This is a genomic window from Clostridium sp. TJA020 (genome assembly GCF_058310295.1).
The window spans coordinates 86,978-109,005 of record NZ_JBZEFC010000001.1; the positions used below are offsets into that span (position 1 = coordinate 86,978).

Annotated in this window: 20 protein-coding genes; all 20 read left to right on the plus strand. The window is 26.8% G+C overall.

The window, feature by feature from the left end:
* Positions 1 to 70 precede the first annotated feature (70 nt).
* Positions 71 to 1,897 (plus strand): translational GTPase TypA, encoded by a 1,827-nt coding sequence (gene typA / locus AC4FQ1_RS00465; RefSeq protein WP_303126937.1) that lies wholly within the window; start codon positions 71 to 73, stop codon positions 1,895 to 1,897.
* 98 nt (positions 1,898 to 1,995) lie between these two features.
* Positions 1,996 to 3,003 carry an endolytic transglycosylase MltG gene (gene mltG / locus AC4FQ1_RS00470; protein WP_491168626.1) on the plus strand — a complete coding sequence of 336 codons (1,008 nt, stop codon included), beginning with the start codon at positions 1,996 to 1,998 and terminating at the stop codon, positions 3,001 to 3,003.
* 17 nt (positions 3,004 to 3,020) lie between these two features.
* Positions 3,021 to 3,665, plus strand: a complete 645-nt coding sequence (locus AC4FQ1_RS00475; protein ID WP_303126939.1) for an O-methyltransferase — start codon at positions 3,021 to 3,023, stop codon at positions 3,663 to 3,665.
* Between the two features lie 7 nt (positions 3,666 to 3,672).
* Positions 3,673 to 4,917, plus strand: a complete 1,245-nt coding sequence (locus tag AC4FQ1_RS00480; RefSeq protein WP_303126940.1) for a peptidase U32 family protein — start codon at positions 3,673 to 3,675, stop codon at positions 4,915 to 4,917.
* Between the two features lie 11 nt (positions 4,918 to 4,928).
* The gene (udk, locus tag AC4FQ1_RS00485; protein ID WP_303126942.1) at positions 4,929 to 5,546 is read left to right on the plus strand and encodes a uridine kinase; all 618 of its coding nucleotides are present in this window, start codon (positions 4,929 to 4,931) and stop codon (positions 5,544 to 5,546) included.
* 58 nt (positions 5,547 to 5,604) lie between these two features.
* Positions 5,605 to 7,206, plus strand: coding sequence for a penicillin-binding transpeptidase domain-containing protein (locus tag AC4FQ1_RS00490; RefSeq protein ID WP_303126944.1), 1,602 nt, complete (start codon positions 5,605 to 5,607; stop codon positions 7,204 to 7,206).
* A 77-nt stretch (positions 7,207 to 7,283) separates the two neighbouring features.
* The gene (gene sigK / locus AC4FQ1_RS00495; RefSeq protein ID WP_303126946.1) at positions 7,284 to 7,985 is read left to right on the plus strand and encodes an RNA polymerase sporulation sigma factor SigK; all 702 of its coding nucleotides are present in this window, start codon (positions 7,284 to 7,286) and stop codon (positions 7,983 to 7,985) included.
* 55 nt (positions 7,986 to 8,040) lie between these two features.
* Positions 8,041 to 9,096, plus strand: a complete 1,056-nt coding sequence (locus AC4FQ1_RS00500; RefSeq protein ID WP_303126948.1) for a type IV pilus twitching motility protein PilT — start codon at positions 8,041 to 8,043, stop codon at positions 9,094 to 9,096.
* A 143-nt stretch (positions 9,097 to 9,239) separates the two neighbouring features.
* Positions 9,240 to 10,523: a cell division FtsA domain-containing protein gene (locus AC4FQ1_RS00505; RefSeq protein WP_491168627.1), complete on the plus strand. Its 1,284-nt coding sequence runs from the start codon at positions 9,240 to 9,242 to the stop codon at positions 10,521 to 10,523.
* A gap of 13 nt (positions 10,524 to 10,536) precedes the next feature.
* Positions 10,537 to 11,691, plus strand: coding sequence for a cell division protein FtsZ (gene ftsZ / locus AC4FQ1_RS00510; RefSeq protein ID WP_303126952.1), 1,155 nt, complete (start codon positions 10,537 to 10,539; stop codon positions 11,689 to 11,691).
* 199 nt (positions 11,692 to 11,890) lie between these two features.
* Positions 11,891 to 14,206: an SH3 domain-containing protein gene (locus AC4FQ1_RS00515; protein WP_491168628.1), complete on the plus strand. Its 2,316-nt coding sequence runs from the start codon at positions 11,891 to 11,893 to the stop codon at positions 14,204 to 14,206.
* A 204-nt stretch (positions 14,207 to 14,410) separates the two neighbouring features.
* The gene (locus AC4FQ1_RS00520; protein ID WP_303126956.1) at positions 14,411 to 15,214 is read left to right on the plus strand and encodes a sigma-E processing peptidase SpoIIGA; all 804 of its coding nucleotides are present in this window, start codon (positions 14,411 to 14,413) and stop codon (positions 15,212 to 15,214) included.
* A gap of 27 nt (positions 15,215 to 15,241) precedes the next feature.
* A complete protein-coding gene (gene sigE, locus AC4FQ1_RS00525; protein ID WP_303126958.1) occupies positions 15,242 to 15,949 on the plus strand; it encodes an RNA polymerase sporulation sigma factor SigE in 708 nt (235 codons plus the stop codon).
* 79 nt (positions 15,950 to 16,028) lie between these two features.
* Positions 16,029 to 16,802: an RNA polymerase sporulation sigma factor SigG gene (gene sigG, locus AC4FQ1_RS00530; protein ID WP_491168629.1), complete on the plus strand. Its 774-nt coding sequence runs from the start codon at positions 16,029 to 16,031 to the stop codon at positions 16,800 to 16,802.
* A gap of 89 nt (positions 16,803 to 16,891) precedes the next feature.
* The gene (locus AC4FQ1_RS00535; protein ID WP_491168630.1) at positions 16,892 to 17,170 is read left to right on the plus strand and encodes a YlmC/YmxH family sporulation protein; all 279 of its coding nucleotides are present in this window, start codon (positions 16,892 to 16,894) and stop codon (positions 17,168 to 17,170) included.
* Between the two features lie 81 nt (positions 17,171 to 17,251).
* Positions 17,252 to 17,701, plus strand: coding sequence for a transcriptional regulator NrdR (gene nrdR / locus AC4FQ1_RS00540; RefSeq protein WP_303126964.1), 450 nt, complete (start codon positions 17,252 to 17,254; stop codon positions 17,699 to 17,701).
* Between the two features lie 132 nt (positions 17,702 to 17,833).
* Positions 17,834 to 18,568, plus strand: a complete 735-nt coding sequence (gene pgeF, locus AC4FQ1_RS00545; protein ID WP_491168631.1) for a peptidoglycan editing factor PgeF — start codon at positions 17,834 to 17,836, stop codon at positions 18,566 to 18,568.
* Between the two features lie 11 nt (positions 18,569 to 18,579).
* The gene (locus tag AC4FQ1_RS00550) at positions 18,580 to 19,278 is read left to right on the plus strand and encodes a response regulator (RefSeq protein WP_303126968.1); all 699 of its coding nucleotides are present in this window, start codon (positions 18,580 to 18,582) and stop codon (positions 19,276 to 19,278) included.
* A 5-nt stretch (positions 19,279 to 19,283) separates the two neighbouring features.
* Positions 19,284 to 20,957 (plus strand): HAMP domain-containing sensor histidine kinase, encoded by a 1,674-nt coding sequence (locus tag AC4FQ1_RS00555; RefSeq protein ID WP_491168632.1) that lies wholly within the window; start codon positions 19,284 to 19,286, stop codon positions 20,955 to 20,957.
* 186 nt (positions 20,958 to 21,143) lie between these two features.
* Positions 21,144 to 22,010, plus strand: a complete 867-nt coding sequence (locus tag AC4FQ1_RS00560) for a phosphate ABC transporter substrate-binding protein (protein ID WP_491168633.1) — start codon at positions 21,144 to 21,146, stop codon at positions 22,008 to 22,010.
* The last annotated feature ends 18 nt before the right edge of the window (positions 22,011 to 22,028 follow it).

Sequence of the window (22,028 nt, forward strand, 5' to 3'; positions counted from 1 at the left end):
AATATTATAGGTTTACATAGAAAAATATATAGAAAAAATATATAAGTAAAGCTAATTTTGGAGGAAGAGAATGGAATTAATTAAAAGAGAAGATATTAGAAATATTGCTATTATAGCCCACGTTGACCATGGTAAGACTACATTAGTTGACGCATTATTAAAAGATAGCCATACTTTTAGAGAAAATGAAAAAGTAGAAGAAAGAGCTATGGATTCAAATGATTTAGAAAAGGAAAGAGGAATTACAATTCTTTCAAAAAATACAGCTGTAAGATACAATGGTGTAAAAATAAACATAGTTGATACTCCAGGACACGCAGATTTTGGTGGAGAAGTTGAACGTGTACTTAAAATGGTTGATTCAGTTTTATTAGTTGTTGATTCATATGAAGGTCCAATGCCACAAACTAAGTTCGTTCTTAAAAAAGCATTAGAGTTAGGATTAAAACCAGCAGTAGTTATAAATAAGATTGATAAACCAGATGCTAGACCAGAAGAAGTTATTGATGAAGTTTTCGAATTATTCTTAGAGCTAGGAGCAGATGATGAGCAATTAGATTTCCCAATAGTGTATGCTTCAGCAAGAAATGGTTTTGCAAGATATAATGTTGAAGATACAAATGAAAACATGACTCCTTTATTTGAAACAATATTAAAGCATGTTCCATGTCCAGAAGGATATGTAGATGGACCATTACAAATGCTTGTTACTACATTAGATTCAAATGCATTTGTTGGAAGAATTGCAATCGGTAAAATACATAGAGGAACTGTTAAGAAAAATCAACAAGTTGCATTAGTTAGAAAAGATGGAAGTACTTCAAATTATAAAGTTACTTCATTATTTGGATATAATGGATTAAAGAGAGAAGAAGTTAACGAAGCTTCAATGGGAGATATTATAGCTTTAAGTGGTGTTTCAGATGCAAATATAGGTGAAACAATAGCTGATGCTCAAAACCCAGAAGCATTACCATTTGTTGAAATTGATGAACCAACACTTAGCATGAACTTTATGGTAAATGATTCACCATTTGCAGGTCAAGAAGGAGATTTTATAACTTCAAGACATTTAAGAGATAGATTAATGAAAGAACTTGAAACAAATGTAAGTTTAAGAGTTAGAGAAATAACTCCAGATTGTTACGAAGTATCAGGAAGAGGAGAACTTCATTTATCAGTTCTTATAGAAACTATGAGAAGAGAAGGATACGAATTACAAGTATCAAAAGCAAATGTTATATTCAAAGAAGAAGACGGCAAAAAATTAGAGCCAATGGAATATTTAACTATAGATGTACCTGAAGAATTCATGGGACCTGTAATGGAAAAACTTGGACCAAGAAAAGGTGAAATGGTTAATATGACTTCTGCTGTAAATGGATATACAAGATTAGAATTTGTAATTCCAGCAAGAGGACTTATTGGATTTAGAAATGAATTCATGACTGATACAAAAGGTAACGGTATAATGAACCATGTATTCCATGGATATGAGCCATATAAAGGAGAAATTCCAGGAAGAAGCAGAGGATCAATTGTATCATTCGAACAAGGAGATGCTATTGCATATGGATTATTCAATGCTCAAGAAAGAGGATCATTATTTATAGAACCAGGAACACCAGTATATCAAGGTATGATAGTTGGAGTTTGTGGTAGAGCAGATGATATTGATATAAATGTATGTAAGGGTAAAAAACTTACAAATACAAGATCATCAGGAGCTGACGAAGCAATTAAATTAGTTCCACCAATTCAAATGAGCTTAGAAAAAGCTTTAGAATTCATAAATAGTGATGAATTAGTAGAAGTAACTCCAGAAAACGTAAGAATGAGAAAAACTGTTTTAGATAGTGCTGAAAGAAGAAGAAGATTATCAAGAAGCAAAAAGTAATAGTCTAAAATTGTATCTTTATAAAATGAAAAAAAAGTATTATAATAAAGTGAATAGCCGAAATACTGGCTATTTACTTTTATATATAGGGGGATTTTATGAAGAAATCTAAGGGTAAATTAATAATTATTTGCGTGTTAATTGCAATAATTTTAGGTTCTATAGTTTTTATGTACGCTAATACTGTAAACAATCCCTTAAAATCTAGCAATGATAAAATAGTTATTAAAATAGATAAAGGGGAAGGATTTTATACTTTATTAAATGATTTAAAAGAAAAAGGATTAATAAAAAATGAGGCTTTTATTAAACTTTACTTAAAAATTAATAAGGTTAATCCTAAGTTAGTTGAAGGCACATATACAATAAATAGTGATATATCTTTAAAAGATTTTATAAAAGAACTAGAAACTGAAAAAGTTGTAAATGTTGTTATACCAGAAGGTTATACAATTGACCAAATGGGAGATCTATTTGAGGAAAAAGGATTATTTACTAAAAAAGCATTTTTAGAAGCTGTTAAGAATTATAAACTTCCAAGTTACATAAAAAATAATAAGGATATTAGATATCCATTAGAAGGTTTTTTATATCCAGATACATATTCGTTTAAAATAGGAGTTACTCCAAATGAAGTTATAAAAACTATGAATGATGAATTTTTAAAAGTTTTTAAGGAAGTTGAAAAAGAAACAGGAGTAACTGTACCAGATGATAAGATATATTCAATTGTTACAAAGGCATCTTTAATTGAGAAAGAAGCTAGAACAGAAAAGGATAGACCTTTAATTTCATCAGTAATTGATAATAGATTACAAAAAGGTATGCCATTACAAATAGATGCAACAGTTATATATGCTTTAGGTAAGCATGTTGATAAGGTTCTTTATAAACATTTAGAGATAAATTCACCATACAATACTTATAAGGTTAAAAGCTTGCCAGTTGGACCAATTGCAAGTCCAGGAAAAGCATCTTTAATTGCGGCTCTAAAACCAGCTAAAACTGAGTATTTATATTATTTGTTGGATCCTAAAAAAGGAGAACATTATTTTACAAATAGCTATTTAGATTTTGAAAAAAAGAAATCTGAATTTGGATATTAATTTTATTGGAGGCAATTATGAGCGGAATTACTTATGATTATATGGAGGATTATTTAAGGGGATTAATTGGTGAAAGCACTGGTAAATTTAAAGAACTTGAACAATTCGCAAAAGAAAATGGAGTTCCTATAGTACAAAAAGAAGCAGGTAAATTTTTAGAGTTTATGGTTAGTATGAAAAAACCTCTAAAGATACTAGAGCTTGGAACAGCCATAGGGTATTCAGCTATACTTATGTATGAAGCTGCAAAAACAAATCCTGATATTATTACTATAGAGAGAAGTAAAGAAATGATTGATCTTGCAAAGCAAAATATAAAAAAATATAATTTGGAAGATAAAATCACTATAAAAGAAGGGGATTGTCTTCAAATATTAGAAGAATTAGATGAAGAATTTGATTTAATATTTATGGATGCAGGAAAAGGCCATTACAATCATTTCTTACCTCATTGCTTAAGACTTTTAAAAAAAGATGGTATAATTATAGCCGATAATGTTTTATTTAGAGGAATGGTTGCATCTCAAGACTTAGTTAAAAGAAGAAAAATAACTATAGTTAAAAGAATGAGAACATATTTAGAGATGGTTTCTGAAGATGAAAATTTAATTACATCTGTAATTCCAATGAGCGATGGAATTGCTATAACAAAGAGGAGGTAATTTTTAAATGAGAAAGCCAGAAATTTTAGCACCAGCTGGAAATCTTGAAAAATTAAAAATCGCAGTAGATTTTGGAGCTGATGCTGTTTATATAGGTGGAAATAGATTGAATTTAAGAGCTTTTGCAGGTAACTTCACAAATGAAGAAATTGCAGAAGGTGTTAAATACTGTCATGATAGAGGAAGAAAACTTTATGTAACTATGAATGTTTTCCCTCGTAACTTTGATTTAACAGGTGTTGAAGATTACATAAAAGGACTTGAAAGCTTAGGTGTAGATGCTATTATAGTTTCAGATCCTGGAATAATTGCAATTGCTAGAGAAGTAGCTCCTGATTTTGAAATACATTTAAGTACACAAGCTAATACAGTTAACTGGAGAGCAGCTAAATTTTGGTATGACTTAGGAGTTAAAAGAATAGTTCTTGCTAGAGAAATGTCTTTCAATGAAATATACGGATTTAGAGATAACTTACCAGAAGGTTGTGATTTAGAAGCTTTTGTACATGGTTCAATGTGTATAGCATATTCAGGAAGATGTTTAATATCAAATTATTTATTAGGAAGAGATTCTAATAAAGGAACATGCGCTAATGTTTGTAGATATAAATATCATCTTGTAGAAGAAACAAGACCAGGTGTTTATTTCCCAGTTGTAGAAGATGATAAAGGAACTTACATAATGAATTCAAAAGATTTATGTATGATAAAACATATACCTGAATTAGTTCAAAGTGGAATATATTCATTTAAGATTGAAGGTAGAATGAAGAGTGAATTCTATGTAGCATCAGTTGTTAAAGCTTATAGAGAAGCTGTAGATAGCTACTTTGAAGATCCAGAAAACTATGAATTTAAGCAAGAGTGGATGGATATATTATTAAAGGTTAGTCATAGACCTTATCATACAGGATTCTACTTTGGAAAAACTGGAGAACAAAATTATGATGATTCATCATATATAAGAGATTATGATATAGTTGGAATGGTAAAAGAATATGATGAAGAAACTAAAATTGCTACAATAATACAAAAAAATAGAGTGTTTAAGGGAGATAAAGTTGATATTTTAAGACCTTATACATCTAATTTTTCAATAGAAATGGGATCAATGTATGATGTTGAAAAAAATACTGAAACAGATGTTGCAAATAGAGCACATATGATTTTTAAAATGAAAGTTGATACTCCATTAAAAGTAAATGATATGCTAATTAAACAAAAAGAATCTTTAGAGATTGTTAACAACTAGGAGGTAATTTAATGAAAAAACCTATACTTATTGGAATTACTGGTGGAACAGGATCAGGAAAAAGTACAATAGCTGATGAAATATTTAATAGCTTTAATGAAGAATGTATCGCAATGATACAACAAGATGCTTATTATAAAGATCAAAGTCATTTAAGCATGGAAGAAAGAACAAAGACTAATTATGATCATCCAAGAGCTTTTGATAATGACTTATTAGTAGAACATTTAAAGGATTTAATAGCAGGTAAAGAAATTGAAAAACCAATCTATGATTTTACATTACATAATAGAGCAAAAGACACTAATTTAGTAAAACCAAGAGACATAATAATAGTTGAAGGTATATTAGTACTTGAAGATGAAAGAATTAGAGATTTATTAGATATTAAAGTTTATGTTGATACAGATGCTGATATAAGAATTTTAAGAAGACTTGTAAGAGATATAAATGAAAGAGGAAGAACTGTAGATTCAGTTGTTGAACAATATCTTTCAGTAGTGAGACCAATGCATATGCAATTTACTGAACCAACTAAGAGATATGCTGATATAATTGTTCCAGAAGGTGGACACAATAAGGTAGCAATAGATATCTTAGTTTCAAAAATTAAAGATATATTAAACTAGGTTGAATAAAACACCTTTTCTTAGTCAAGAATTAGCTAGGAGGAGGTGTTTCCTTTTTATGAAAAAAAAGAATACAAGAAGATATAATTGGATATTAGGTTTTATTATATGTGTATTTACTATTCTTTCAGTTAGATTATATTTTTTAACTATTCATCCCACAGAAAGAGTTGAATCAAATTATAAAAATCATCAAACAGAAAATATAAGTAATAGTAAATATATGCTTTTAGATACAAATGGAAAAGATTTAATGAGCTATAAGAAGAAATATGTTTTAGTTATTGATTCAAGACCATTTAGTTTGAATAATTATGGAGAAACTTTAGAAGATTTAATGGCTCTTAACTTTATAATGAAAGCAGAAAATGAAGAATTTAATTATACAGATGTTATGAGAAGTCAGGGAAAGTTATATTATGAAATATCGGAAGAAACATATAATAAAATAAATAAGCTAAATAATTTAAAAGGTGTATATACATTTGTAAGTGATGAAATAGATATGAAAGAAGCTTGGTCTGTAAGTTCCATGTTTTCAAATATATATGAAGATAATTTTGTAAAGGGATCTTTAAATGAAGAAATTTTTAATAATATAAAAAATAATGTTGTTCCTAAAAAGAACTTTTATTTAGATGAAAAAAATACTTACTCAATAAATGAACTGAATTTAAATAAGGAAAATAGAAATGTGAAATTAACTGTAGATAAAGAAATAGAAGAAGATATAAGAAAAGTTCTATTAAAAGAAGAATATTTAGATTATAAAAATGTTGGTGTTACATTAATTGAAAGCAATACAGGAAAAATAAAAGCTATGGTTCAAAAAGATGAGAGTCAAGCAAATATAAATTTAGGAATTGAAGGTGCTGGATATGAACCAGGTTCGATATATAAAGTAATAACTTATGCATCTGCATTAGAAGAGGGGTTTATAACTCCATATAATACTGTTTCATGTAATGGTAAGATGTGTAATGGAAAGGTTCATGGAACATTAACTATAAAAGAAGGCTTAGTAAAGTCATGTAATGACGTATTTGGGGCAATAGGAAGAAAAGTTGGTTATGATAAGTTAATGCAATATAGTGAAAGAGTTGGATTGTTTGAAAAAGTTTTGAATTTTCAAGGTGAAAATAAAAATGAAACTTCAGGAATAAAACCATTAAATGATGATCCTAAAAATAATAATAAAATAGCTCTTATATCAATAGGTCAAGCAATGAATGTATCTCCTATTCAAATGCTTGGAGCTATAAACACTATAGTAAATGACGGTGTTTATATAAAACCTTATATAGTTGATAGTATATTAGATAATGATGATAAAAATATAAAGAAATACAATACAACTAAAGAAAGAATATTTACTGAAACAACAAGTAAATTAGTGAAAAATGATATGAAGGAAGTTGTATTAAATGGAACAGGAAAGAATGCTTATATTGAAGGATTTGATATTGGAGGAAAAACAGGATCATCATCAAGTGGTAGAGGAACCACACATGGATGGTTTGCAGGATATTTTACAATAAATAATGTGGAGTATACTATGATAGTATTTTTACCTGATTTAATTGAAGAAGAAAGTGTAGGAGGAGGAAACACTGCTGCACCCATATTTAAAGATATTGTTTTAGAACTTGGTAAAAAATAAAAAATATATTTTTTATAATAGCAAGTTTTAAGAAGAAAAGTCATATGATATTAGTAAGCACTATAAGGAGGAAGAAAGTGTTAGTAATATCAAATTTTATCGAGCTTTTATGTAATACAATATTTTTAAGTGGTTATGTATCTAATAATAACACTTTCCCAACACCTCTTAATGAAAAAGAAGAGGAAAAATATTTAAGAAGATTAAAAGAGGGGGATAAAGGGGCGAAAAGTGTTTTAATTGAAAGAAACTTAAGATTAGTAGCTCATATAGTAAAAAAATATTCATTTCCAAATAAAGATGTAGATGAACTTATATCAATAGGAACTGTAGGACTAATAAAAGCGATTGACTCATTTGACGTAGATAAAGGAACAAGACTTGCAACTTATGCATCAAGATGTATTGAAAATGAGATACTTATGCTTTTTAGAAATAATAAAAAGCAAAAAGGAGAAGTTTATTTACAAGACCCTATAGGAATAGATAAAGAGGGAAATGAAATATGTTTGATTGATGTATTAAGTAGCGATAAAGATTCTGTAATAGAAAAAGTTGAGAGTAATCTTCAAGTTACAGCATTATATAAAAAAATGGAGGAAATACTTACAGAAAGAGAACATGATATAATAGTTATGAGGTATGGACTTAAAGATGGAAAAAGTAAAACTCAAAGAGAAATAGCGGCAAAGCTTAATATATCTAGGTCCTATGTTTCAAGAATAGAAAAAAAAGCCTTAAAAAAATTACAAAAAGTTTTATATGGGAAAATAACATAAGTCTATCAATATTTTATATATTATAAAAAACAAATTAAAAATTCGGAGGACAAAAATGTATACTTTAAAAGAACTTTTAGAAAAAACTATTGAATGTAAAGCTTCAGATTTACATTTAACAGCTGATTTAGCACCTATGCTTAGAATAAACGGAAAATTAAAATCTGTTAGTGAAGAAAAACTAAGCAAAGATGATTTGAGAAGTTTCTCAAAAGAATTATTAGGAAATAAGTTTGAAAAATATATTGAAAATGGAGAAATAGATAGTTCTTATTCCCTAGAAGGAGTAGGACGTTTTAGAGTTAATGTATTTAGACAATTAGAAAGTGATGCTATAGCTATAAGAAGTATAACTTTAGATGTTCCTACACTAGAAGAGTTAAATCATCCTAATATAATTAAAGAATTAGTAGCTAAAAGAAGAGGACTTATTTTAGTAACTGGACCAACTGGTAGTGGAAAAAGTACAACTTTAGCTGCAATGATAAATGAAATAAATTCAACTAGAAGTGAAAATATAATAACATTAGAGGATCCGATAGAATATATTCATAAGCATAAAAAGAGTATAATAAATCAAAGAGAAATTGGAAGAGATAGTAAGAGTTATAAAAATGCACTTAGAGCAGCATTAAGAGAAGATCCAGATGTTATACTTATTGGTGAAATGAGAGATTTAGAAACTATTTCTATTGCAATTACAGCTGCAGAAACAGGTCATTTGGTTCTTTCTACATTGCACACTATTGGAGCTACTCAAACAATAGATAGAATTATAGATGTTTTTCCTCCATATCAACAGCAACAAATTAGAGTTCAGTTAGCTTCGGTTTTACAAGGAGTAATATCACAACAATTAATTGAAACTATAGATAATAACAATAGAGTGGCTGCATTTGAAACTATGATAATAAATCCTGCAATTCAAAATCAAATAAGAGAAGGTAAAACACATCAAATACAATCTGTTATACAAACAGGTAGTAAATTCGGTATGAAAACAATGGATATGTATTTAGTAGATCTTATTAATTTAGGAATTATAGATAAAGAAGTTGCAATTACATATGCTTTAGATAAAGAGATGATTAATAGAATGATGAAATTTTAAATATGACCATTTACAATGGTCATATTTTTATTTTATTATTTTTAAATATTAATAATTTAATAAGTAAATAAAATAAAGAGGAATTTAAAAATATATGTTGAATATATAAATGTAAGATATAATGAGGAGGTAATGTAAGAAAAATGCAAGAATTTTTAGTGACAGCGGTAGATATAGGAACACAAAAAATTTCTGCATCAAGTGGTATATCAAGACTAGGTGAAGAAGTTGAAATATTAGGAAGTTCTTGTGTTTACTCTAAAGGGATTGATAGAGGAAAGATAGTTGATAGTAAAGCATGTAAAGAAAGTTTTCTTGAAGTTTTATATAAATTAGAGGAAGAAATTAATGAAAAGATTTATGATATTTACATAGGGTTACCATCTTCAGATTTAAAGTTAAAAGAATATGAAATAAAAGTAACAAATACTCATAATAATTTTTTGAAGAATTTAAAAGAATCAATATTAAACTTACAAGAAAGCATAGAGTTAAGTGAAGATGAGAGAATATGTGATGCATCAATAAATTATTATAAAATAGGTGATGATGTAAAATTAGAAATTCCTAAAGATGTATTAGGAGATATATATGTTAACGTTACTGTTTTTTTATGTAATAGAGATACATTAAATAAATATAAAACTTTATGCATAGATACAAGGTATAATATTAAGGGATTTATTTCTAATATAAATTCATTAAGAAATATATTTTTATTTAAGGAAGAATTAGGCGAAAAGGCCATAGTAGATAGTGGAGCTGGATTAACTGAAATTGGTATATTTAAAGATGGAGTTATAAAGGAACTTATTTCTATTCCATTAGGTGGAAATAATATTACAAGTGATCTTTCAATATGTGCAGGTTTAACAAATAAAGAGGCTGAATTAGTTAAGTGTGAATATAGCAATAATTATGTAAGTATTTTAAATGATGATTTACAAAAAGAAATACTTATAGATGGTAAAAGTATTCATAAGGAATTATATTTTAAAGTGTGTGAGGCAAGAATTGAAGAAATTCTTAATTATGTAAATAATGAATTAAAAAATACTAGTCATTATAACGATTTATGTAGTATAATTTTATGTAGTGATTCTTTAACCAATTTTGAAAATATAAAAGCGTTAGTAAGTGAAATGATAGATTACAAAGTTAATATAATTACAAAAAGTGATTTTAATATGCAAAATCTTTCAAATATTACTTCTTTAGCTATTGTTAAAGAGGTGCATGATAGGGTAGAATTAATATGTGAAGATTTTACAAAAGATGTTAAAGGTAATACTTTAAAATTTGAGGAAATAAGTGATATTGATGTTAACGCTAATTATGAAATAGAAGATTTAGGTCACGACGATAAGAAAAAAAAGAATACTGGCATTATAGGAAAAATAAGAAGTTTACTAGAGGATATTTTCTAAAGGAGGAATTGTTTTGTTAGATTTTGAAGTTGATATGCAAGAATTAACTAATATAAAAGTCATAGGCTGTGGAGGCGGAGGAAGTAACGCTGTTAATAGAATGATAGTTGAAGGATTAAAGAATGTAGAATTTATAGCTATCAATACAGATAAACAAGCCCTTATGCTATCACATGCAAATCAAAAAATACAAATAGGTGAAAAGCTTACTAAGGGATTAGGAGCAGGAGCTAACCCTGAAATTGGACAAAAAGCAGCAGAAGAAAGTAGAGAAGAAATTACAGCAGCTATTAAAGGTGCTAATATGGTATTTATTACTGCTGGAATGGGCGGTGGAACAGGAACAGGTGCTGCACCAGTTGTTGCTGAAATTGCTAAATCATTAGAAATTCTTACAGTAGGTGTTGTAACTAAACCTTTCCCATTTGAAGGAAAGAGAAGAATGAGACATGCTGAAATGGGTATTGCAAAGTTAAAAGAAAAAGTTGATACATTAGTAATAATCCCTAATGAAAGATTATTATTTATGGCAGATAAAAAGACAACACTTTTAGATTCATTTAGATTAGCTGATGATGTTTTAAGACAAGGTGTGCAAGCGATATCAGACCTTATAACTATTCCTGGAGTAGTTAATGCAGACTTTGCTGATATAAAAGCTGTTATGTTAGATAAAGGATTAGCACATATGGGTGTTGGTCATGGAAAAGGCGATAATAGAGCATCTGATGCTGTTAAAGAGGCTATAGCTTCACCATTACTTGAAACTTCAATAGAAGGTGCAACTGGAGTTATACTTAACTTTACAGGTGGAGCAGATCTTGGAGCATTAGAAGTTTATGAAGCTGCAGATGTAGTAAGAGAAGCTGCTGATGCTGATGCAAACATAATATTTGGTGCTGTTATTGATGAAACTCTTCAAGATGAAATAAGAATTACTGTTATAGCAACAGGGTTTGAAGAAGATGGAATAGGTGCACTTCCAAAAGAAACACCTAAAGTTGAAGTGAAAAAACAAATAAGCAAACAAGTTGAAGAAACTGTTGTAGAACCAAAAGAAGAAGTTGCAGCAACTTCTTCAGAGGAAACAGTAAGTTCAACTATAACTTATACTGAAGAAGATTTATCAATACCAACATTTTTAAGAAGACCAAGAAGATCAAATTAAAATTTAAAAATATTATTAAATTGGTTTTAAAAGCTTTAGATATTTATATCTAAAGCTTTATTTTTTAGAAAAGGTTACAAAAAGGTAAAAAAGTGAGTGATTTAAAAGTCAAAAATGTTTTATGTATAAGAAAATTATGTTAAAATTAAAAATAATGAGATAAAAAATGTAAAAAAATATTTTATATGGAGAGATTGTTATGAATAAAAAAAAGATATCAACTATGTTGTTTTTATTAGCGGCAACAACGACAACTTCATTGGCATTAAACAATGAGAAGACTTTTGCAACTGTAAATAAATCTTCTATTGTTTCAGAACATATAATAGGAAAGGGTAAAGTTATAAATGTAGAAACTAATCTTAGAATAAGAAAAAAAGCTAGTATAAATAGTGAGATAATAGGATATCTTAAAGAAGGACAAGCTTTTGATGTTTTAGCTAAGGATGGATCATGGTATAAAATTAAAGCTGGAAAAAATGAAGGATATATTCACAAGGATTATGCCAAAGTAACTTTAAATGATGATAATAAAAGTAATAAGGTAGATAAAGTAACTAAGCAAGGGGTAGTAGTAAATATTACAAGTGAATTAAGGGTAAGAAAAGGTGCATCAACAAGTTCAGAAACAATAGGTTACTTAAAAAATGGAAGCAAACTTGACATAATAGAAAAGTCAGGGAAATGGTATAAAATAAAATATAAAAATGGATATGGATATGTCCATGAAGATTATGTAAAAGTAACAAGTAATAATAGTAGTAGTAACAGCAATAGTAGTAATAGCAATAGTAGTAATAGCAATCAGAATAATAAACCAACAGAAAGCGTTACAAAGCAAGGGGTAGTAGTAAATATTACAAGTGAATTAAGGGTAAGAAAAAGTGCATCAACAAGTTCAGAAACAATAGGTTACTTAAAAAATGGAAGTAAACTTGACATAATAGAAAAGTCAGGGAAATGGTACAAAATAAAATATAAAAATGGACATGGATATGTTCATGAAGATTATGTAAAAGTAACAAGTAATAATAGTAGTAGTAATAGCAATAATAGTAATAGTAGCAATCATAATAGTAACAACAATAATAGTAGTAATAATTCTAGTGTTAATAAATATGAAGGAACAGGAAAAGTTATAAATGTTACAAGTAATTTAAGAGTAAGAAAAGGACCAGGAACACAATATGGTGTTGTAGGATATTTACTACCTGGAGAAAACTTTGATGTTAATGGAAAAGATGGAAAGTGGTATAAAATAAAAAAAGGTAGTATAAGTGGATATATTCATGAAGAGTATGTTAAATTTTATCCAAAAAATAATTCTAATAGTAAACCAGAAATTAAACCGGATAATAAACCTGAAGCAAAACCTGAAGTTAAGCCTGAAAGTAAACCAGAATTAAAAGAGAGATATGGGAAAGTTAAGGTAAATAGTGAATTAAGGATTAGAGAAAAACCTAGTACTTCATCAAAAATAATAGGAAACTTAAGAAACGGAGAAATAGTTGAAATACTAGGAGAAGAAAATGGATTTTATAAAATCAAAGATTCAAGCGTAACTGGATACTCTTCAAAAGAATATATAAAAGAAGTTTCAAAAGATGATATACAAAATGAAAAGCCAAATGAAAAAAATGTTATATATACTAATTATAATATGTCAATGGATTCATATATAAAATTACAAAAATCAAGAAACTCATCATATGATTATAATTTTTATGAAAAGTATATAAATCCAGCAAAAGCTACTAATCAATTACAATATTTAAGATTAGATGAATATAGAAATATTAGCGTTAATGGTTTAAATGATTATTTTAAAGCACATAATGCGGGAGTTTTAATTGGCCATGCTAGTGCATTTGTAAATTCAGCAAAAAAATTTAATATAGATCCATTATATTTTGCAGCCCAATCAATACATGAAACAGGGTATGGAAAGAGCACTTTAGCAAAAGGAGTTAAGATAACAGAGATAGCAGATACTAATCATGAAATAAAAAATAGTAAAGGTGAATTAATTGGTTATAAAATGATAAAGTTGCAAAAACCTGTAACCGTATATAATTTATTTGGAATAGGTGCATATGATAATTCTAAAGCATTTCCAAATAGAGCTTTAATACTTGGAACAACATATGCTTATAATCATGGATGGACAAGTGTTGATAAAGCAATAGAAGGTGCTGCTAATTTTGTATCAAGTAATTATGTTAATAGCTCAAAATATAAACAAAATACTTTATATAAAATGAGATATTCACCTAATGAATCATTAATGTGGCATCAATATGCAACTACACCATGGTATGCACAAGAAATAGGGCAACAAATGGAAGAAATGAAATATTTATATACAGGTAACAATGACTTTATTTATGATAAACCAAAGTTTACAGAAACAAAAATGTCTTTTAAAACAAATTTATCTATAGTGCAAAAAAAGAAAGAAAGTTTACCAGAGAGTCAAGCACATGTTTCTATAGATGATAACAAAATAAATAAATAATAATAAGGAGAGATTTTTTTAAAATCTCTCTTTTTTTATTTTAAATTTGTGATTTATGAAAAATAAAAAGTTAAAAATTATTTTAATATAATATTTTATGTAATCAAATGTAAAAAAAATGATTTAAAAAGTTATGTTTATATCAATTAAATTGACAAAATTTTGAAATATATAGTTATATAATTTTATTAAGGGGGAATGTAAGTGAATATATATATAGATATACTACTTATTGAAAATTTTTTGGTAAATTTATTTTTGTTATTAACTACTTATAAAATTATTAGGGAAAAATATTCTTTTAAGATGTGTTTACTATCAGCTATTTTAGGTTCTTTATATACATTAACAATGGTTATAGAAGAAATAAGTTTTTTATCAAATAATATAATTCAAATTATTGTAGCAATAGTTATAGCTTACATACCTCTTAATAATAAGAGGTTTATAAAGTCTTTAAAAAGTGGGATTGTATTTATAGTATCATCCTGTGTGTTAAGTGGAATTTGTTTTAAAATTGCAATTATGACTAATGAGTATTCTATAAAAAATGGTATTATGATAAATAATTTTAAAATAAAATATTTGATTTTAAGTTTATCTATATTATGTATAACATTAGAGAGAATAACAACATATATAAGAGAAAAAAATATTATTAATAATTTTTATTATGATGTTGAATTTTCTGTTGAAAATAAAAATTTAAAAATAAAAGGTTTTTTAGATTCTGGAAATGAACTTAGAGAGCCTATAACAAATTTACCATGTATATTGGTAGAAGAAGTTTATTTAAATGAAATAAATTTAGAAAATTATGGTTTATATCATATTCCTTATAGTGCTATAGGATATGATGGAGTTTTAAAAGGGTTTAGAGTAGACAATATGAAACTTAAAAAAAGTGGACAAACATTTAAGGTTGTAGATGCTATATTATGTCCATGCAAAGATAATTTAAGTAGAGAAAATGATTTTAATGCATTGATACCAAGGGGAGTAATATAAATTATTATTAATATCAAGGAGGAGAATATGGTTAATATAAAACTTTTATTAAATAGGATATTTGAGAAATTAGGTTTGTGTAGAAAAAAACTTCATTATGTTGGAGGAAATGATGCATTACCACCACCTCTTAGCAAAGAAGAAGAAGAAGATTTAGTTAATAAATTAAGTGATGGAGATGAAGGAATAAGAAGTATATTAATAGAAAGAAATTTAAGATTAGTTGTATATATAGCAAGAAAGTTCGAAAATACAGGAGTATATGTAGAAGATTTAATTTCAGTTGGAACTATAGGATTAATAAAAGCAGTAAATACATTTAAACCAGATAAAAAAATAAAGCTTGCAACTTATGCATCAAGATGTATTGAAAATGAAATACTTATGTATTTAAGAAGAAATAATAAAATAAAAGCTGAAATTTCATTTTATGAACCTCTTAATATAGATTGGGATGGAAATGAATTATTATTATCTGATATATTAGGAACTGATAATGATATTGTATATAATTTAATAGAAGATGAAGTAGATAAGCAGTTATTGTTTATTGCTCTTAAAAATTTAAATGAGAGAGAAAAAGAAATTGTTAGATTAAGATTTGGTTTAAATGGTAATAACGAAAAAACACAAAAAGAGGTAGCTGATATACTTGGAATATCACAATCATATATATCAAGATTAGAAAAAAAGATAATAAGTAGATTAAAAAAAGAAATAAGTAAAATGGTTTAGGTTGTCTTTAGTATAAAAGTTACTCCTTACGGAAATACTTTCTACTGTGATGAAATTACTTCCAAAGGAGTTGATGACTTTGATCATTAATAAAGTAGAGATATGTGGAGTAAACACTGCAAAACTTCCTATACTTAAAGAAAAGGAAAAAAGAGAACTTTTATTAAAAATGCAGTCTGGTGATAATAGTGCTAGAGAAACTTTTATAAAAGGTAATTTAAGACTTGTATTAAGTGTTATTCAAAGGTTTAATAATAGAGGCGAAAATGTTGATGATTTATTTCAAGTTGGATGTATAGGGCTTATGAAAGCTATAGATAATTTTGATTTATCTCAAAATGTTAAGTTTTCAACTTATGCTGTACCTATGATAATTGGTGAAATAAGAAGATATCTAAGAGATAACAATTCAATAAGAGTTAGCAGGTCATTAAGAGATATAGCATATAAGGCACTATTAGTTAGAGATAGACTTGTAAAAGATAACAATAGAGAGCCAAATGTTTCTCAAATTGCTAAAGAACTTGAAATTCCAAGAGAAGAAGTTGTTTTTGCATTAGATGCAATACAAGATCCAGTTTCTTTATTTGAACCTATTTATCATGATGGTGGAGATGCTATATATGTTATGGATCAAATTAGCGACTCTAAAAATACTGATGATAGTTGGCTTGAAAATATATCCATAAATGAGGCAATGAAAAAGTTAACTGATAGAGAGAAATTAATATTAAATCTTAGATTTTTTAAAGGTAGAACACAAATGGAGGTTGCAGATGAGATAGGAATATCTCAAGCTCAAGTATCTAGACTAGAAAAGACAGCACTTAAACACATGAGGAAGTATGTTTAAAAAAGAACTCTTATGAGAGTTCTTTTTTCATGTAAATATAATAATTTATAAAATAATGAATATAAATTTAACATATGGGGGTGTTATATATGGAGGAAAATTTACATTCAATAAATTCTATGAAAAGTATGGAAGTTATAGATATAAATTCTGGAAGAAAATTAGGATTTATTGTAGATATAAAATTAGATTGTGAGAATGATAAAGTTGAGTCATTAATTATTCCAGGAGAAAACAAAGGGTGGTTTTCGAAAGGAGAGGAAATAGAAATACCATGGGAAAATATAGAGAAGATTGGGTTAGATGTGATATTAGTTTCTATGGATAATTCAAATATTTTAGGGCGAGATGATAATATTTACAGATAGTATCTAGCCATAAAAGAGAAAAATATGTATAATAACGATATAGAATAAGTCAATTACTGTACAGAAAGGTGGGAATTATCTATGAAATGCCCTTTTTGTTCTTTTCAAGAAAGTAAAGTAGTCGATTCAAGATCAACAGATGATAATACTACAATTAGAAGAAGAAGAGAATGTTTAAATTGCAATAAAAGATATACAACTTATGAAAAAGTAGAGGATATTCCAATTTTAGTTATAAAAAAAGATTTAACTAGAGAAAACTTTAATAAGGAAAAAATAGTAAACGGATTGATAATAGCCTGTCAAAAAAGACCTATTTCACGCAAGCAAATAGAAGATATTGCAGAAGATATTGAAAAGACTATATCAAATAAAATGATGACAGAAGTTCAATCAAATTACATAGGAGAAATGGTTATGGAAAGGCTAAAAAAGATAGATGAAGTGTCTTATGTTAGATTTGCTTCTGTTTATAGGCAGTTTAAAGATATTAATACCTTTATGGAAGAAATAAATAGATTAATGAGATAAGGAATTGGCATATTAGTTCTAAAATAGAATTAGTATGCTTTTTTACGTTAAAGATAGGTAAAAAATATATTATTAAATAGATAATAAATTTAGTAAATGTTAAAATAATATTAAAAGAGTTGGAGGGGAAAAATGAAAAATTTAAATTTAGATAATATTTGTAAAAAAGATGATTTTTTAGTTATTGATAATGAAAAAAGTTCAGTTGTATTTTCAACTGCTGAAAAAAATAAAAGTTTTAATAGAAATACTTTAGAAGGAATAGATACATTAAATAATTTAAAGAAAGATTTCAATGTAGATAAAATAGTATATTTAAATCAAATTCATTCAGATGAAGTTTTAATTTATAATGGTGAAGAAAATTTTAATGAAAATAGCGGTGATGGTATAATTACAAATTTAAAAAATGTCTTAATTGGAGTATTTACTGCTGATTGTGTACCTGTAATTATTGTAAATGAGGAGTACGGAGTTATAGGTGCAGTCCACAGTGGATGGAAAGGAACTATTAAGTCTATAACAAAAGTTTGTTTAGATAAAATGACTGAAGTTTATGGCGTTAACCATAAAAATACTACAGTTTATATAGGCCCTCATATAAGAAAATGCTGTTATGAAATATCAGAAGATTTAAAAGAAAGATTTATAGAAGAGAAAGATATAGATAAAGATATATTATTTGATGGAAGAAATTTAAACTTAGAAGCTTGTATAGAAAAAGATGCAAAAGATTGTGGGGTTAACGATGAAAATATAAAAAGTATACCTCTTTGTACTTATTGTGAAAAAGATATAAAATTACATTCATATAGGAAATCTGATGGATCTTACGGAAGACTATTTACATTTGTAATATTAAAATAGAGGTGATTAAGTTGTCAAAAGAAAAAATATTAATTGTAGATGATGAAGAACATATATTAGAACTTTTAAAATTCAATATAGAAAATGCGGGATATCAAGTTATTTGGGCAAATAATGGATTAGATGCACTTAATATCGCTAAAAATGAAAAGCCTCATTTAATATTATTAGATTTAATGTTACCTGGAATGGATGGATTTGATGTATGTAAAGAAATAAAAAGAAATAATGATACATGTAATATTTCTATAATAATGCTTACTGCAAAAGGAGAAGAACTAGATAAAATATTAGGCTTAGAACTTGGAGCTGATGATTATATAACAAAACCATTTTCTATAAGGGAACTTTTGGCAAGAGTTAAGGCTGTTTTAAGAAGAAGTGCTCCTTTAGAATCAAATAAAAAAGAAGATATTTATGATAATGGAAGATTAAAAATAGATTTTGAAAGACATGAAGTAACTATAAATAATAAAAAGATAGATATGACATTAAAAGAATTTGAATTATTAGAAATATTAATAAGAAATAAAGGCAAAATTTTAAAGAGAGAAATTTTATTAGATAAAATATGGGGATATGAATATATTGGAGAGACAAGAACAGTAGATGTGCATATTAGATATTTAAGAAAAAAAATAGAAGAAGATGATAAAAACCCTAAGCTTATAGAAACTATAAGAGGGGTTGGATATAGATTTAACGGGTAATATTTATGAAGAAAAAAATAATAACTTCTGTAATAATAACAGTAGTTTTTGCCTTAGTTATAATAACATCTTCATTTATGGCTCTTTACAGTATACAGGAAATAGAAAATTCTAAAAGCATGTTAAAAGAATATAACTCTATAATTTCTGAATTAGATATAGAAAATGCTAGTAAATTAGGTTTATTTAAAATAAATGGGAAAACAATAGAATTAACTATAATTGATAAAGATGGGAATATAAAATTTAATTCATCAGGAAATGAAGGTAACATAAGTTATGATTCAATAATAAAAGAAGCTGAAAATAAAGGTGTAGGTTATTTAGATAAATATAATGAAAATAAAAAAATAAATATGATTTATTGTGGAACTAAGCTTTCTAATGGAGATACAATAATAAGTGGAGTTGAAGAGCCTACAACAAATATATTTCAAGTTAAAAATACTAAATATTATATTATAACTTTAATAATTGTTTTATTATTATCTATAGCTTTAGCTCTTAAGTTAGTTAGAATAATTGTAGATCCAATAAAACATTTAGAAAGTGTTACTTGGAAAATAGCTCATGGAAATTTACAAACAAGGGTAAATGTAGTCTCAAATGATGAATTAGGACAACTAGGTAAAACATTTAATAATATGGCAGATCAGCTTCAAAGTAAAATAAATGAAGTTGTTGATAAACAAAATAGACTTGAGTCCATATTAAAATCTATGCAAAGTGGAGTTATAGCTGTAGACAATGAAGATAGAATAATAACTATAAATCCTTATGCTCAAAAGATATTTGGAATAAATGTAGATGTTACAGGAAAATATTTAAATGATTGTATAGAAGATAAAAGAATAAAAGAAATTTTAAATAATGAAACTGTTGATGAAACACAAGTTAAAATAAAAAAACCATTTAGAAGATTTTTGAAAATAAAGAAAGCTATAGTTATAAATGGATATAAAAAAATTGGTAGAGTTATTGCAATTCAAGATATAACAGAAATGAAAAGACTTGAAAATATAAGAAGTCAGTTTGTAGCTAATGTATCTCATGAATTAAAAACTCCATTAACATCAATAAAAGGTTTTGCTGAGACATTAAGATATGTTGAAGATGAAGAAACTAAAATTAAATTTTTAGATATAATAGATAAAGAGACAGAAAGGCTTACTAGACTTATTAGTGATATTTTAGTTCTTTCTGATTTAGAAAATAATCCAGTAGAAGAATTAGAAGAAATTTTTCCAGATGGAATAATAACAGATGCAATAAATATATTAAGTGAACATGCAAGAAAAAAGAATATATATATAAATTTTGAATCTGATAATAATGATTTTATTTTAGGTCAGAAAGATAAGTTTCTTCAAATAGTTATAAACATAATAGAAAATTCTATAAAATATTCAAATAATAATACTAAAATTAATGTAAAAAGTTTTTCAGATAAAGAATATTATTATTTTAAGGTGAAAGATAATGGTATAGGAATACCAAAAGAAGACCTTCCTAGAATATTTGAACGTTTTTACAGAGTTGATAAAGCAAGAAAAAGTGGGGGTACTGGACTTGGTCTTGCAATAGTTAAACATATTGTAAAAACTTTTGGAGGAGAGATAAGTGTTGATTCTGAAGTTTCAAAGGGAACAGAATTTACATTTAAAATAAAACATATATAAATAAAAAAGACGAACTTTTAAAAATAAAAGTTCGTCTTTTTTATTTAATTGTTAAACTCATTTAACACTAATATAAAACAACTTAACTTTAGTATAATAATACCTTAACTTTCAAAAGATATTATTAATATATAGTTAAATTATAAAAATAAATGAGTAAAGAGATTTTTAAGGAGGTTATATTTTATGAGAAAGAAAAATTTAAAAATGTTAGTAGCCACATTAGCAGTAGTTATTACAGGAGGATTATTTGTTGGTTGTGGAAGTACAGAAAATGGTAGCTCTATAACAATAAGTGGATCATCAGCACTTTTGCCTCTTATGGAACAATCAATAGAAAAATTTAATGAAATAAAACCTGGAAATACTATAAATGCACAAGCAGGAGGTTCAGGAACAGGACTTACTCAAGTTTTAGAAGGTTCTGTTAATATAGGAAACTCAGATGTTTACGCAGAAGATAAGCTTACAAAGGAACAAGCAAGTCAATTAGTAGATCATAAAGTTGTAGCACAAGGTTTTGGTGTTGTTGTTAATAAAAATTCTGGAATAGAAAATTTAACAAAGAAACAAATACAAGATATTTTTTCAGGGAAGATTAAGAATTGGAAAGAGGTTGGAGGAAAGGATTTAGAAATATTAGTAGTTCACAGGCCTACATCATCAGGAACAAGAGCAACATTTACAAAGAAGATATTAGATGGAAATAAAAAATTAGAAAATGATTCAATAGGAGCTACACAAGATAGTAATGGTGCTGTATTAAATGCTATGAAACAAAATAATGGAGCAATAAGCTATGTAGCACTATCATATATGAATAATGAAGAAGCAAAAAATGCATTAAATTTAATTAAAATAGATGGAAAAGAAGCAACTGCTGAAAATATTAAATCTGGAAATTATGATTTCTGGTCATGGGGACACATGTATACAAAAGGTGAAGCTAATGGACTTACAAAGGAATTTATAGATTTTGTAGGAAGTAGTGAAAATAGTGAAAGTATAAATAATTTAGGATTAATTCCAGGAAATGAAATAAAGGAAAAATAATAAGCAATAAAGATAGGA